This window comes from Mycolicibacterium obuense (assembly GCF_055397605.1).
Genome location: NZ_AP043663.1, coordinates 3,475,575 through 3,488,302, shown reverse-complemented (window position 1 = coordinate 3,488,302; position 12,728 = coordinate 3,475,575). Strand labels below are relative to the sequence as shown.

Here is a 12,728-nt window from a genome sequence, read left to right as displayed (position 1 = left end):
CCGGCGCTCAGGAAAGGGCAGCTGCCAAGCGGCGCCACTGCTCCCGGGGGAACTCGCGGGCGTCGGCCGTCAGCACCTGCACGCAGACATGGTCGGCGCCGGCGTCGAGGTGTTCGTTGACCCGCCGCAGCACGGTCTCCTCGTCACCCCACGCGATCAGAGCGTCGAACAGCCGGTCGCTGACCGTGCTGATGTCCTCCTCGGTGAAGCCGCTGCGCAGGATGTTGTTCGCATAGTTCGGCAGCCCCAGGTACGAGCGCAGCCAGTCCGTGCCGATCGCGCGCGCATCGTCTCTGTTGTCGACGAGTAGCACGCTCTGCTCGGGTAGCAGCATCGGTGCGTCACCCAGCAGTTCCCGCGCCGAGCGAGTGTGATCGGGCGTGCTCAGATACGGATGCGCGCCGGCGGCCCGGGTCGCCGACAGCTCGAGCATCTTCGGGCCCAGTGCCGCGAGCACCCGATTGCCGGTGGGCACCGGGGTGGGCGATGCGTCGATGCAGTCGAGGAACGCCTTCGTGGCGGCCAGCGGTTTGCGGTAGCGCCCTGGCTCCTGCGAGTCGATGAGCGGGGCATGGCTGACACCGATGCCGAGCAGGAAGCGCTCACCATGGGTTTCGGTGAGGGTGGCGTACCGCGCGGCCACCTCGGCCGGCTCGTGCATCCACAGGTTCAGGATGCCAGTGGCGATGACTGTCTTCGACGTCGCGGACAGCAGGTTGTCGACAGCGTCGAGCACCGGCCCGCCGACGTCGGGGATCCACAGCGCCGGGAATCCGAGCTCGTCGAGCTCGGCGGCCGCCTCGGCCGCCTCCCCGGCATTGCCATACCGCAACTGCGAACTCCACAACCCGACACCTGTCAATTTCATAGCTCTACTCATACCGTGCGCGCACTCGGCTCCGCCAGCGCCGGGCGTGTGCTTCGATAACCGCGACCGGGAGGGGACGCCGCTGTGGCCGATGCGGGTGAGCGGGGACGGCTGGAAAGCCTCGCCGACGGAATCCTGTCCGCGCTCGACGGCGTCGCCGAGAGCCTGGGCGGTGAACCCGTCGTCGACGACGCGATCGCCCGCGCCATGGCGGCCGTCGCCGCCGTCGGGGACGAGTTCGTGCGGCGCTACCACCGGCTCGACATCGACTCGACGATCGAGACGCCCACCGACCCCGTTCTGTTCGTCGCCAACCACGGCTTCGGCGGCGTCGTCGACCTCAACGTCTTCGCCGTCCGGGCGGCCCTCGATGAGCTGCACCTCGATCGCCCGCTGACGATCCTCACCCATCAGCTCGCCTGGACGCTCGGGGTCGGACGCCTCTTCGAACCTCTCGGAGCGCGTCCGGCCAGCCGGGACAGCGCCGTCGAGGCCTTCGAGGCGGGCCACCACGTCCTGGTGTTCCCCGGCGGCGACAAGGACGCGGCGAAGACGTTCGAGGAACGCAACCTCGTGAAGTTCGACGGGCGCACCGGCTTCGCGAAACTCGCCCTCGAGCAGAAGGTGCCCATCGTACCGGTCGTCACCGCCGGGGCGGGGGAGTCGCTACTCGTGCTGTCCAGCGGCGAGCGGCTGGCGCGGGCGCTGCGTCTGGACAAGATCCTGCGGGTCAAGGCACTGCCGGTGAGCGTGTCGGTGCCGTGGGGCCTCAACGTCGGTGCGGTGGGCATGCTGCCCTATCTGCCGCTGCCGACCAAGCTCGTGACCCGCGTGCTCGCCCCGATGATCGCCGCCGACGACGAGACCGCCGAGCAGTTCGCGGGCCGGGTCGAGTCCGCGATGCAGGACGCGATGACTGAGCTCACCCGGGACAGGAAGCCGCTGCTGGGGTGAGCGGTCAGCCCGGCTGCGGCGCGGGCATGTCCATGTCGAACACCCGGGCATGCAACACCGTGCGATTACGCAGCGCCGCCCGCACCGCCCGGTGCAGCCCGTCCTCGAGGTAGACGATGCCGCGCCAGCGCACCGCGTGCGGGAACAGGTCGCCGTAGAAGGTCGAATCCTCGGACAGCAGCCGGTCCAGGGCCAGCACCGTCGTGGTCATCACGAGCTCGTCGAGGCGGATCTGGCGGGGAGGAATCTGAGCCCACTGCCGGTGGGACAGACCGTGGTCCGGGTACGGCCTGCCGTCGCGGACACCCTTGAAGATCATCGACGCGCCTTTGCTTGCCCACCATTGCATTTGCTTAGCCCTGCAAGGTTAACCCGACGGTCGGGGGTGCGCCGGACCGCTCGCACGAGATCGCTGCTGATGATGACCGTAAAATGGGCCGACAGGTCCCGTGCGAGATGAAGTGGGGTGAGCAATGGGCAGCGCCGACGACCGTCGATTCGAAGTGCTCCGTGCGATCGTCGCCGATTTCGTCGCGACGAAGGAGCCCATCGGCTCCAAGACCCTGGTCGAGCGGCACAACCTCGGAGTGTCGAGCGCGACCGTACGCAACGACATGGCCGTGCTGGAGGCCGAGGGCTACATCACCCAGCCGCACACCAGCTCCGGCCGGGTTCCGACCGAAAAGGGTTACCGCGAGTTCGTCGACCGCCTCGACGACGTCAAGCCGATGTCGGGCGCGGAGCGACGCGCGATCCTGTCCTTCCTCGAATCCGGGGTCGACCTCGACGACGTGCTGCGGCGCGCGGTCCGGCTGCTGGCGCAGCTGACCCGTCAGGTCGCGGTCGTGCAGTACCCGACGCTGTCGACGTCGTCGGTGCGCCGCCTCGAAGTGGTCGCGCTGACCCCGGCCCGGCTGCTGCTGGTCGTCATCACCGACTCCGGGCGCGTCGACCAGCGCATCGTCGAGCTCGGCGACGGCATCGACGATGCCCAGCTGTCGCAGTTGCGGGATCTGCTGGGTCAGGCGCTGGAAGGCAAGCCGCTCGCGGCCGCCTCGATCGCGGTGTCCGATCTCGCGTCGCACATCACCGGCCAGGGCGGACTCGCCAATGCCGTCGGCCGGGCGGCGACCGTGCTCGTCGAGACGCTCGTCGAGCACACCGAGGAGCGATTGCTGCTCGGGGGCACGGCCAACCTGACCCGCAACACCGCCGACTTCGGGGGCTCGCTGCGCTCGGTCCTCGAAGCGCTCGAAGAACAGGTCGTCGTGTTGCGGCTGCTGGCCATGCAGCAGGAGGCCGGCAAGGTGACGGTGCGGATCGGGCACGAGACCGAGGCCGAGCAGATGGCGGGCACCTCGGTGGTCAGCACGGCCTACGGTAGTTCCGGCAAGGTGTTCGGCGGCATGGGTGTGTTGGGTCCCACACGGATGGACTATCCGGGAACCATCGCCAACGTCGCCGCAGTTGCTCTCTATATTGGCGAAGTCTTAGGTAGCCGCTGATTCGTGCTGTCCTGGGTATTCAGCACGAATCGACGGGTGGGAGAGGTTGAGCGTGGCACGCGACTATTACGGCTTGCTGGGAGTGAGCAAGGGCGCCGGCGACACGGAGATCAAGCGCGCCTATCGCAAGCTGGCCCGTGAGCTGCACCCCGACGTGAACCCCGACGAAGAGGCGCAGGCGCGCTTCAAGGAGGTCAGCGCCGCCTACGAGGTGCTCAGCGATCCGGAGAAACGCCGCATCGTCGACATGGGCGGGGATCCGTTGGAGTCGGCCGGCGCCGGCGGCGGGTTCTCGGGCTTCGGCGGTCTCGGTGACGTCTTCGAGGCGTTCTTCGGCGGCGGCACCACGTCCCGCGGTCCGATCGGCCGGGTCCGGCCGGGGTCGGACTCGCTGCTGCGGATGCGCCTGGATCTCGAAGAATGCGCGACCGGGGTGACCAAGCAGGTCACGGTCGACACGGCGGTGCTGTGCGATCTGTGCCACGGCAAAGGCACCCACGGCAACTCGACGCCGGTCGTGTGCGACACCTGTCACGGCCGCGGCGAGGTGCAGACCGTGCAGCGTTCACTGCTCGGCCAGGTGATGACGTCGCGGCCCTGTCCGGTGTGCGGCGGTGTCGGCGAAGTGATCCCCGATCCGTGCAACCGGTGCGCCGGTGACGGCCGGGTGCGGGCGCGCCGGGAGATCAGCGTCAAGATCCCCGCCGGCGTCGGCGAAGGCATGCGGGTGCGGCTGGCCGCCCAGGGCGAGGTCGGCCCCGGCGGGGGGCCCGCCGGTGACCTCTACGTGGAGGTTCACGAGAAGCCGCACGACGTGTTCGTCCGCGACGGCGACGACCTGCACTGCACGATCTCGGTGCCGATGGTCGACGCCGCGCTGGGCACCTCGGTGTCGGTGGACGCGATCCTCGACGGTCCGACCGAGATCACGATCGGTGCGGGCACGCAGCCCGGGTCGGTGACCACGCTGCGCGGCCACGGGATGCCGCACCTGCGGTCCGGCGTGCGCGGTGATCTGCACGCCCACATCGACGTCGTGGTGCCGTCGCGTCTGGACCACGACGACATCGAGCTGTTGCGCACCTTCAAGGAACGCAGTCGCGACACCGCGCAGGTGCGCACCTCGCAGTCCACCGCGACCAACAACGGTGGCGGTCTGTTCTCCCGGTTGCGCGAGACGTTCACCGGTCGCTGACATCTGCCGTGCGGGCCCTCTTCTACGTCGATGCGGTTCCCCCGGTCGGTGACCTGGCCGTCGTCGACGGCGACGAGGGACACCATGCGGCGACGGTCTGCCGGACCCGGGCGGGAGAGCACCTCGATCTGTCCGACGGTGCCGGCGTGGTCGCGCACTGCATCGTCGATGACGTCGCGAAGGGACGCCTGACGGCGCGCGTCCAGGACCGTCGCGTCGTCGAACCGCCGGCGCCGACAGTGACCGTCGTGCAGGCGCTGCCGAAATCGGAACGTTCCGAGCTCGCGATCGAACTCGCGACCGAGGCGGGTGCAGATGCGTTCGTGCCGTGGCAGGCCGCACGGTGTGTCGCCCGCTGGGAAGGTGCCGCGAAGGTCGACAAGGGTCTGCGCCGGTGGGCCGCAGTGGCGCGGTCGGCAGCCCGCCAGTCGCGGCGGCCTCACATTCCCGCCGTGCACGCTGTGGTGTCCACGGCGGGGTTGGCCGACCTCGTGCGCGACGCGGCTCCCGGACCCGTTCTGGTGTTGCACGAATCGGCTGATCGACCGCTGACCGAGATTCCCCTGGCGGACTCCGCCGCGGTGACGCTGGTCGTCGGCCCCGAGGGCGGCATCACCGACGCCGAACTGGACGCGCTGACCGCAGCGGGTGCACTCACCGTGCGCCTGGGCCCCTCGGTGCTGCGCACCTCGACGGCGGCGGCCGTCGCACTCGGAGCACTCGGGGTGCTGACCCCCCGCTGGGCCTGACGCTAAACTGGTCAGCATCCATCAGCACAGGAAGCAGGCAGAAAACCCCACGTGACGCCCCGCGAGACGAACGCAGGCTCGGACAGTTCGCAGGTCCGCAGCAGCATCACCGTTCCGCCCGACCTCGTGGTGGGCCTGCTCGGCCGCTCCGACGAGAACCTTCGGGCGCTGGAATCCCTGCTCACCGCCGACATCCACGCCCGCGGCAACGCGCTGACGGTAGCGGGTGAGCCGGCCGACGTGGCACTGGCCGAGCGGGTGATCTCCGAACTCCTCGAGATCCTCGGCAGTGGTCAGCGGCTCACGCCAGACGTGGTCCGGCACAGCGTTGCGATGCTGACCGGGGCCGGCGACGAATCGCCGGCCGATGTGCTGACGCTGGACATCCTGAGCCGCCGCGGCAAGACCATTCGCCCCAAGACGCTCAACCAGAAGCGCTACGTCGACGCGATCGATCATCACACCATCGTCTTCGGCATCGGCCCCGCGGGCACCGGCAAGACCTACCTCGCGATGGCCAAGGCGGTCAGTGCGCTGCAGTCCAAGCAGGTCAGTCGCATCATCCTGACCCGCCCCGCGGTCGAGGCCGGCGAACGTCTCGGGTTCCTGCCCGGCACGCTCAGCGAGAAGATCGATCCCTACCTGCGCCCGCTGTACGACGCGCTGCACGACATGATGGATCCCGAGCTCATCCCGAAACTGATGAGTGCCGGCGTCATCGAGGTCGCCCCGCTGGCCTACATGCGCGGACGTACGATCTCAGACGCGTTCATCATCCTCGACGAGGCGCAGAACACCACCGCCGAACAGATGAAGATGTTCCTGACCCGGCTGGGCTTCAACTCGAAAATCGTTGTCACAGGCGACATCACGCAGGTCGATCTGCCCGGTGGGGCGCCTTCGGGGCTCAATGCGGCGATGCGGATCCTCGACGGCATCGACGACATCCACTTCTCCGAACTCACCAGCGCCGACGTGGTTCGCCACCGCTTGGTCTCCGAGATCGTGGACGCCTACGCCAAGTTCGAGGAGCCGACTCTGATGAACCGCGCCCAGCGCCGCTCGGGCACCGGACGGCCGAGGCGGTAACGACACCCATGACCATCGAGGTGTCCAACGAATCGGGCATCGACGTGTCCGAGTCCGAACTCGTCAGCGTCGCACGCTTCGTGATCCGCAAGATGGACGTCAACCCTGCCGCGGAACTGTCGATGGTGCTGCTGGATTCGGCAGCCATGGCCGATCTGCACATGCGGTGGATGGATCTGCCCGGCCCCACCGACGTGATGAGCTTCCCGATGGACGAGCTCGAGCCGGGCGGGCGTCCCGACGCTCCTGAGCCGGGCCCGGAGATGCTCGGTGACATCGTGCTGTGCCCCGAGTTCGCCGCCACGCAGGCCGCCGACGCGGGCCACACGCTCGGACAGGAGCTGGCGCTGCTCACCGTGCACGGCGTGCTGCACCTGCTGGGCTACGACCACGCCGAGCCCGACGAAGAAAAAGAGATGTTCGCCCTGCAGCGCGAGCTGCTCGAGGAGTGGGTGGCCGAGCAGGTCGAGGCCTACCACCAGGACCGGCAGAGCGAGAAGGACCGCCGGCTGCTCGACGAGTCGCGCTACTTCCACGAACCTCCCCGCGGCGACACTCCGTGACCGGCCTCGGCCAGCTCGTCGGGGCGATCCTGTTGATCGCCTCCGCGGGCCTCTTCGCCGCGATCGACGCCGCCGTCAGCACGGTGTCGATGGCCCGTGTCGAAGAACTGGTACGCGACGATCGCCCCGGCTCGGTCCGGCTCCTGCAGGTCATGCGGGATCGGCCCCGGTACATCAATCTCGTTGTGCTGCTGCGCATTGCCTGCGAGGTGAGTGCGACCGTGCTGCTGGCCGCCTACCTCGACGACTATCTCGGTGTGAGCGGCGGCCTGATGACGGCCGCGGCCATCATGACGGTGATCAGCTTCGTCGCGATCGGCGTGGGTCCGCGCACCGTCGGCCGGCAGAACGCCTACACGATCTCCTTGATCGCGGCGCTGCCACTACAGGCCATCTCGGTGGTGCTCACCCCGGTGAGCCGGCTGCTGGTGCTGCTGGGTAACGCGCTCACCCCCGGCCGCGGCTTCCGCAACGGACCGTTCTCTTCCGAGATCGAGCTGCGCGAGGTGGTCGACCTCGCCCAGCAGCGCGGGGTGGTGGCCGACGACGAACGTCGGATGATCCAGTCGGTGTTCGAACTCGGCGACACCCCGGCGCGCGAGGTGATGGTGCCGCGCACCGAGATGGTGTGGATCGAATCGGACAAAACAGCCGGTCAAGCCACATCTCTGGCGGTGCGCAGCGGGCATTCCCGAATCCCGGTCATCGGCGAGAACGTCGACGACATCGTCGGCGTGGTCTACCTCAAAGATCTTGTGCAGCGCACGTATTCGTCGCGTAACGGCGGCCGGGACACCACGGTGGCCGAGGTGATGCGGAAACCGGCGTTCGTGCCGGATTCCAAACCGCTGGATGCGCTGCTGCGCGAGATGCAGCTCGATCGCGTGCACATGGTGCTGCTGGTCGACGAATACGGCGCGATCGCGGGCCTGGTCACGATCGAAGACGTGCTGGAGGAGATCGTCGGTGAGATCGCCGACGAGTACGACGTCGACGAGGTAGCACCCGTCGAGGATCTGGGCGACGGGCGGCACCGGGTGTCGTCGCGGCTGCCCATCGAGGACCTCGCGGAGCTCTACGATCTGGAGCTCTCCGAAGACCTCGACGTGGACACCGTCGGTGGACTGCTGGCGCTCGAGCTCGGCCGGGTTCCCCTGCCCGACGCCGAGATCGCCTGGGACGGGCTGCTGCTGCGTGCCGAGGGCGGTCCTGACCCCCGGGGTCGGGTGCGGGTCGGCACCGTGCTCGTCAGTCCCATCGAGCCGGAACCCGAGGACACGGAGGACAGCGCGCATGAGTGAACTCGATGCTGAAGACGCCAAGTTGGTGGTGCTCGCCCGCGGTGCCATGGCTCGTGCCGAGGCCGCCAGTGGCGCGGCCGTGCGCGACGCCGACGGCCGCACGTACGCCGGCGCCCCCGTGGCGTTGACGGCTCTGGAGTTGACGGCACTTCAGGCCGCCGTCGCGGCCGCGGTGTCCAGCGGCGCGACCGGTCTCGAAGCCGCGGTGCTGGTGGGTGGCGGCCCCGACGATCCGGGTGTCGCCGCAGTGCGGGAACTGAGCGCCGATGCCGCGGTCATCGTCACCGACCGGTCCGGCACTCCGCGATGACCGACGAATTCCGCTCGGGCTTCGCATGTTTCGTCGGCAGGCCGAACACGGGCAAGTCCACGCTGACCAACGCGCTGGTCGGCGCCAAGGTCGCCATCACGTCGAACCGTCCGCAGACCACCCGGCACACGATCCGCGGGATCGTGCACCGCGACAGCTTCCAGATCGTGCTCGTCGACACCCCGGGCCTGCACCGGCCCCGCACCCTGCTGGGACAGCGGCTCAACGATCTGGTGAAGGACACCTACTCCGAGGTCGACGTCATCGGGCTCTGCATCCCCGCCGACGAGAAGATCGGGCCGGGTGACCGCTTCATCTACGAGCAGATCCGCGCGGTGGCGCCCAGGACCACGCTGGTCGCGATCGTCACGAAGATCGACAAGGTCAGCAGAGACGCTGTGGCACAACAGCTGATGGCGGTCAGTGAGCTCGTCGGTCCCGACGCCGACATCGTGCCCGTCTCGGCGACCAAAGCCGAGCAACTCGACGTGCTGACCGACGTCATCGTCTCGCATCTGCCGCCCGGCCCTGCGTTCTATCCGGACGGGGAGCTCACCGACGAGCCCGAAGAAGTGTTGATGGCCGAGCTGATCCGGGAGGCCGCGCTCGAGGGCGTCCGAGACGAGCTGCCGCATTCGCTGGCCGTCGTCATCGATGAGATCGAGGAACGCGAGAGCCGCGACGATCAGCCGCCGTTGATCGCAGTGCACGCGATTCTCTATGTCGAGCGGGATTCACAGAAGGGCATCGTGATCGGCAAGGGCGGCGCCCGGCTACGCGAGGTCGGCACCGCGGCGCGCACGCAGATCGAGAAGCTGCTCGGCACCAAGGTCTATCTCGATCTGCGGGTCAAGATCGCGAAGAACTGGCAGCGCGACCCGAAACAGCTCGGGCGGTTGGGGTTCTGATCGGGTGACCCGCTCGTGCTGTGTCAGAGTGGTTCGGTGAAGTACGGGCAGGAGTGGCAACCACCGGCGGTGGACTGGTCCTCGACCCGTGGGCGCATTCTGCTGGCGGCGTCGGTGTTGTTCGCCCAGCGGGGGTTCTTCGGCACGTCGACCCGTGACATCGCCGAGGCCGTGAACATCCGGCAGCCGTCGCTGTTCCACCACTTCGAGGCCAAGCACGAGATCTTCCGTACGCTCGTCGAACTCGATCTCGGCCCGTCGATCACGCGGATGGATCAGCGTCTGAGGGAGACGTCGAGTTGGGCCGAGAAGCTGCATCTGGCCATCGCCTGCGATGTGCGGGAGATTCTCGCGCAGCCGTTCGACGCGCGCGGGCTCTACCAGGACGCGGTGCTGGCACTCGACGAATTCGACGCGGAGCGCCACGGCATCGAGATCTTCCACCGCCAGATCGAACGCGTCGTCACCGGCGGCAGGCGTGCCGGCGAATTCGCATCGTTCGAGCCGTCGTTCGTGGTGCGCGCCACCAACGGTGTGCTGTTCGAGACGCTGCGGGAACAGGGCGGCCCCGCGGGCCCGGTGCATCGGCAGCGCCCGATCCAGGCTGCCGATTTCGTGGTCCGCTCGTTGTTGACCGACCAGGCCCGCCTTGACGACATCCGTGCCGTGACCCGGCGCCGTCTGAAGGAATTGGCCTCCTCACGCGCCAGCTGATCGCCCGGGTTCTCGACACGGTCTCTGTGACATCCAGGTAAAAGATCTCACCGATCCATCGCCTATCGATCGATAGTGTCCTATCGTCCGATAGGTAGATCGGGTGGCGTGGTCCACCCGGCACGATGTCTGGGAGGACCCGATGGCACGCTGGAAACGCTCACTCGTCGCCGTACTGGCCGCTTCGCTGAGCGCGGGGCTGGGCGCCTGCTCGTCGGATGATTCGTCGACCGCCGAGCCCACCGGACCGGCGAAAGTCCAGCCGCCCGCCATCCTGCAGGCCGGCACATTGAAGATCTGTGCCCCCAACGACGGGACACCCCCCAACGTCTACCACGACGAATCCGGGGAGTTGGTCGGCAGCGAGGTGGACCTGGGCAAGGCGCTCGCCACACAGATGGGACTCAAACCCCAATTCGTCGAATCCTCCTTCGCCGCAGTCATTCCGACGTTGCAGGCCAAGCAGTGCGACGTGATCATGGCACAGCTCTACATCAAGCCCGAACGTGAGGCTGTCGTCGACTTCGTGCCCTACGTCTATTCGGGCACGGGTATCGCGGTGGCCAAGGAGAAGCCTGCCGACGTCACCGGACTCGATGACAGCCTGTGCGGCAAGAAGGTCATGGTCGCCGTCGCGACCACGGCGGAGTCCCTGGCGATGGAGCAGTCCGACAAGTGCACGGCCGCAGGCAAGCCGGCCGTCGACGTCAACCGCAGTAATCAGGCCGACGTGTCGCTGCAGCAGCTGCAGAACGGACAGGTCGACGCGTTCATGGACACGGCCGAGACGCTCGGCTACTACCAGACGAAGACCGGCGCGAAGATCCAGACGGTCGGTGCACCGTTCGGCACGATCAAGATCGGCGCTGCCACGCTGAAGGGCAACACGGCGCTCCACGACGCGATTGCCGCGGCGCTCGGCGAACTGGAGAGCAACGGCACCTACGGCAAGATCCTCGACGAGTGGGGCATGTCCGACCTCAGCATCCAGAAGTAGACGCCGATGCAATTCGACTGGCAGTTCTTCTGGAAATCGCTGTTCACCCCGAGCGATGCGTTCCTGGAGGGGTTGACGCTGACGATCGTGGTGTCGGTCGTCGCGATGGTGCTCGCCACCGTCGTCGGACTGGCCATCGCCCTGATGCGGCGATCCCCGTACGCGGTCATCCGGTGGTGCGCCAGCATCTACATCTGGGTCATCCGCGGCACGCCCCTTCTGGTGCAACTGGTGATCATCTACACCGGGCTGGCCGCGGTGGGGCTCTACCAGTTCCACGACGTCTCGCTGCTGGGCCTGTCGGTCAAGGCCGCGGTGCAGGCTGCCATCGTCGGGTTGACGATCAACGAGAGCGCCTACATCGCCGAGATCATCAGGGCCGGACTCGATTCGGTGGCGAAAGGGCAGTTCGAGGCGGCCGCCTCCCTGGGTATGACGACGACGAAGTTGATGCGCTGGATCATCGTGCCGCAGGCGTTGCGGGTCATGGTGCCGCCGCTGGGCAACTCCTTCAACGGTCTGATGAAGACCACGTCCGTACTGTCGGTGATCGGTGTGAGCGAGATGTTCCTCGTCACCCAGTCGATCAGCTCCGCCACCTTCCACACGTTCGAGATCTTCATCGTCGCGGCGATCTACTACCTCGCGCTGACCACGGTGTGGACCTACATCCAGGCATGGATCGAGAACCGGCTGTCCCGCCAGCTCGGAATCGAGGCGCGGGTCAGCCTGACACAGCGGCTCCTGGGTGCCCGCAGGCCGGGGGCGCCGGTGGCCGAGCCGCTCGAGCTCAAGGAGGCGCGATGACGCAGTCGGCGGTTCCGGTGGTATCGGTGCGCGCGGCGTGCTGTTCGCTGGGCGGACGCCGCGTCCTCGACGATGTGAACCTCGATGTGCAGCGCGGTGAGGTGGTGGTGCTCATCGGCCCGTCAGGTGCGGGCAAGACGACACTGCTGCGATCGCTGAATCACCTCGAGACGCTGGAGCGCGGTGAGGTTCTGATCGGCGGCGAGTCGATCGCGCACGGCACGGGCGGACGTCGGATCGGCAAGGCCGAGTTGGCCCGCCGGCGGCGCGAGATCGGCTTCGTCTTCCAGCATTTCAACCTCTTCCCGCACATGAGCGCACTGGAGAACGTGTGGAACGGGCCGGTGCGCGTGCTCGGTCAGCCGAAGGCCAAAGCGGCAGAGGATGCGCGCGCCCTGCTCGAACGTGTCGGTCTGGCCGACAAGGCGCAGGCGCGACCCAGCCAGCTGTCGGGCGGTCAGCAGCAGCGGGTCGCGATCGCGCGGGCGCTGGCGATGCGGCCGAAGGTCATGCTGTTCGATGAGCCGACCAGCGCGCTCGACGTCGAGATGGTCGGCGAAGTGCTGCAGGTGATGCGCGAGCTGGCCGCAGAGCAGATGACCATGGTCATCGTCACCCACGAGATGCGTTTCGCCCGTGATGTCGCCGACCGCATCGTGGTGATGGACTCCGGCCGAATCATCGAAGACGCCGCGCCCGCCGAGTTGTTCGCCAACCCCCGCAGCGAACGCACGCGCACGTTCCTGTCCACGATTCACTAGGAGTCCT

The 12,728-nt window shown here is 67.8% G+C and carries 15 protein-coding genes; 13 read left to right on the top strand and 2 right to left on the bottom strand.

Annotated elements, in window-relative coordinates; all coding sequences use genetic code 11:
- Positions 1–7: 7 nt before the first annotated feature.
- The gene (locus ACZ50N_RS16575; RefSeq protein ID WP_464473325.1) at positions 8–868 is read right to left on the bottom strand and encodes an LLM class F420-dependent oxidoreductase; all 861 of its coding nucleotides are present in this window, start codon (positions 866–868) and stop codon (positions 8–10) included.
- Between the two features lie 84 nt (positions 869–952).
- Here ACZ50N_RS16575 and ACZ50N_RS16570 point away from each other — a divergent pair, with 84 nt between their 5' ends.
- Entirely contained in the window at positions 953–1,822 is an 870-nt protein-coding gene (locus ACZ50N_RS16570; protein WP_236694159.1) for a 1-acyl-sn-glycerol-3-phosphate acyltransferase, read from the top strand.
- A gap of 4 nt (positions 1,823–1,826) precedes the next feature.
- Here the strand turns inward: ACZ50N_RS16570 and ACZ50N_RS16565 are convergent, their stop codons facing one another.
- On the bottom strand, positions 1,827–2,141 hold the full coding sequence (locus tag ACZ50N_RS16565) for a type II toxin-antitoxin system VapB family antitoxin (RefSeq protein WP_046363794.1): 315 nt from the start codon (positions 2,139–2,141) through the stop codon (positions 1,827–1,829).
- Between the two features lie 154 nt (positions 2,142–2,295).
- On the opposite strand from ACZ50N_RS16565, the gene hrcA reads away from it, so the two are divergent.
- The 12 genes from hrcA (at position 2,296) to ACZ50N_RS16505 (ending at position 12,721) form a co-directional block, all read left to right on the top strand.
- Positions 2,296–3,327, top strand: a complete 1,032-nt coding sequence (hrcA, locus tag ACZ50N_RS16560) for a heat-inducible transcriptional repressor HrcA (RefSeq protein WP_046363776.1) — start codon at positions 2,296–2,298, stop codon at positions 3,325–3,327.
- 52 nt (positions 3,328–3,379) lie between these two features.
- A complete protein-coding gene (gene dnaJ / locus ACZ50N_RS16555; RefSeq protein WP_048422824.1) occupies positions 3,380–4,522 on the top strand; it encodes a molecular chaperone DnaJ in 1,143 nt (380 codons plus the stop codon).
- Positions 4,523–4,530: 8 nt separating this feature from the next.
- The gene (locus ACZ50N_RS16550) at positions 4,531–5,271 is read left to right on the top strand and encodes a 16S rRNA (uracil(1498)-N(3))-methyltransferase (RefSeq protein ID WP_464473324.1); all 741 of its coding nucleotides are present in this window, start codon (positions 4,531–4,533) and stop codon (positions 5,269–5,271) included.
- Between the two features lie 51 nt (positions 5,272–5,322).
- The gene (locus tag ACZ50N_RS16545; protein ID WP_464473323.1) at positions 5,323–6,360 is read left to right on the top strand and encodes a PhoH family protein; all 1,038 of its coding nucleotides are present in this window, start codon (positions 5,323–5,325) and stop codon (positions 6,358–6,360) included.
- Positions 6,361–6,368: 8 nt separating this feature from the next.
- Positions 6,369–6,923 carry an rRNA maturation RNase YbeY gene (ybeY, locus tag ACZ50N_RS16540; protein ID WP_048422827.1) on the top strand — a complete coding sequence of 185 codons (555 nt, stop codon included), beginning with the start codon at positions 6,369–6,371 and terminating at the stop codon, positions 6,921–6,923.
- Positions 6,920–8,224, top strand: coding sequence for a hemolysin family protein (locus ACZ50N_RS16535; RefSeq protein WP_046363781.1), 1,305 nt, complete (start codon positions 6,920–6,922; stop codon positions 8,222–8,224). Before ybeY ends, ACZ50N_RS16535 begins: the two co-directional genes overlap by 4 nt.
- Positions 8,217–8,534: a cytidine deaminase-like protein gene (locus tag ACZ50N_RS16530; protein WP_046363782.1), complete on the top strand. Its 318-nt coding sequence runs from the start codon at positions 8,217–8,219 to the stop codon at positions 8,532–8,534. The genes ACZ50N_RS16535 and ACZ50N_RS16530 overlap by 8 nt, the downstream gene beginning before the upstream one ends.
- Complete coding sequence (gene era / locus ACZ50N_RS16525; RefSeq protein WP_046363783.1) at positions 8,531–9,442, top strand: GTPase Era; 912 nt, start codon at positions 8,531–8,533, stop codon at positions 9,440–9,442. The genes ACZ50N_RS16530 and era overlap by 4 nt, the downstream gene beginning before the upstream one ends.
- A gap of 36 nt (positions 9,443–9,478) precedes the next feature.
- Complete coding sequence (locus tag ACZ50N_RS16520) at positions 9,479–10,156, top strand: TetR/AcrR family transcriptional regulator (protein WP_046363795.1); 678 nt, start codon at positions 9,479–9,481, stop codon at positions 10,154–10,156.
- A 103-nt stretch (positions 10,157–10,259) separates the two neighbouring features.
- Positions 10,260–11,153 (top strand): ABC transporter substrate-binding protein, encoded by an 894-nt coding sequence (locus tag ACZ50N_RS16515; RefSeq protein WP_236694160.1) that lies wholly within the window; start codon positions 10,260–10,262, stop codon positions 11,151–11,153.
- Between the two features lie 6 nt (positions 11,154–11,159).
- Complete coding sequence (locus tag ACZ50N_RS16510; protein WP_046363784.1) at positions 11,160–11,960, top strand: amino acid ABC transporter permease; 801 nt, start codon at positions 11,160–11,162, stop codon at positions 11,958–11,960.
- Positions 11,957–12,721: an amino acid ABC transporter ATP-binding protein gene (locus ACZ50N_RS16505; protein WP_046363785.1), complete on the top strand. Its 765-nt coding sequence runs from the start codon at positions 11,957–11,959 to the stop codon at positions 12,719–12,721. Before ACZ50N_RS16510 ends, ACZ50N_RS16505 begins: the two co-directional genes overlap by 4 nt.
- Positions 12,722–12,728 lie beyond the last annotated feature (7 nt).

Bases quoted from the DNA above. Each gene is read 5' to 3' on its own strand.
- era (WP_046363783.1), top strand. From the start codon at position 8,531: ATGACCGACGAATTCCGCTCGGGCTTCGCATGTTTCGTCGGCAGGCCG.
- ACZ50N_RS16510 (WP_046363784.1), top strand. From the start codon at position 11,160: ATGCAATTCGACTGGCAGTTCTTCTGGAAATCGCTGTTCACCCCGAGC.
- hrcA (WP_046363776.1), top strand. From the start codon at position 2,296: ATGGGCAGCGCCGACGACCGTCGATTCGAAGTGCTCCGTGCGATCGTC.
- ACZ50N_RS16530 (WP_046363782.1), top strand. From the start codon at position 8,217: ATGAGTGAACTCGATGCTGAAGACGCCAAGTTGGTGGTGCTCGCCCGC.
- ACZ50N_RS16565 (WP_046363794.1), bottom strand. From the start codon at position 2,141: ATGATCTTCAAGGGTGTCCGCGACGGCAGGCCGTACCCGGACCACGGT.
- ACZ50N_RS16575 (WP_464473325.1), bottom strand. From the start codon at position 868: ATGAAATTGACAGGTGTCGGGTTGTGGAGTTCGCAGTTGCGGTATGGC.
- ybeY (WP_048422827.1), top strand. From the start codon at position 6,369: ATGACCATCGAGGTGTCCAACGAATCGGGCATCGACGTGTCCGAGTCC.
- ACZ50N_RS16505 (WP_046363785.1), top strand. From the start codon at position 11,957: ATGACGCAGTCGGCGGTTCCGGTGGTATCGGTGCGCGCGGCGTGCTGT.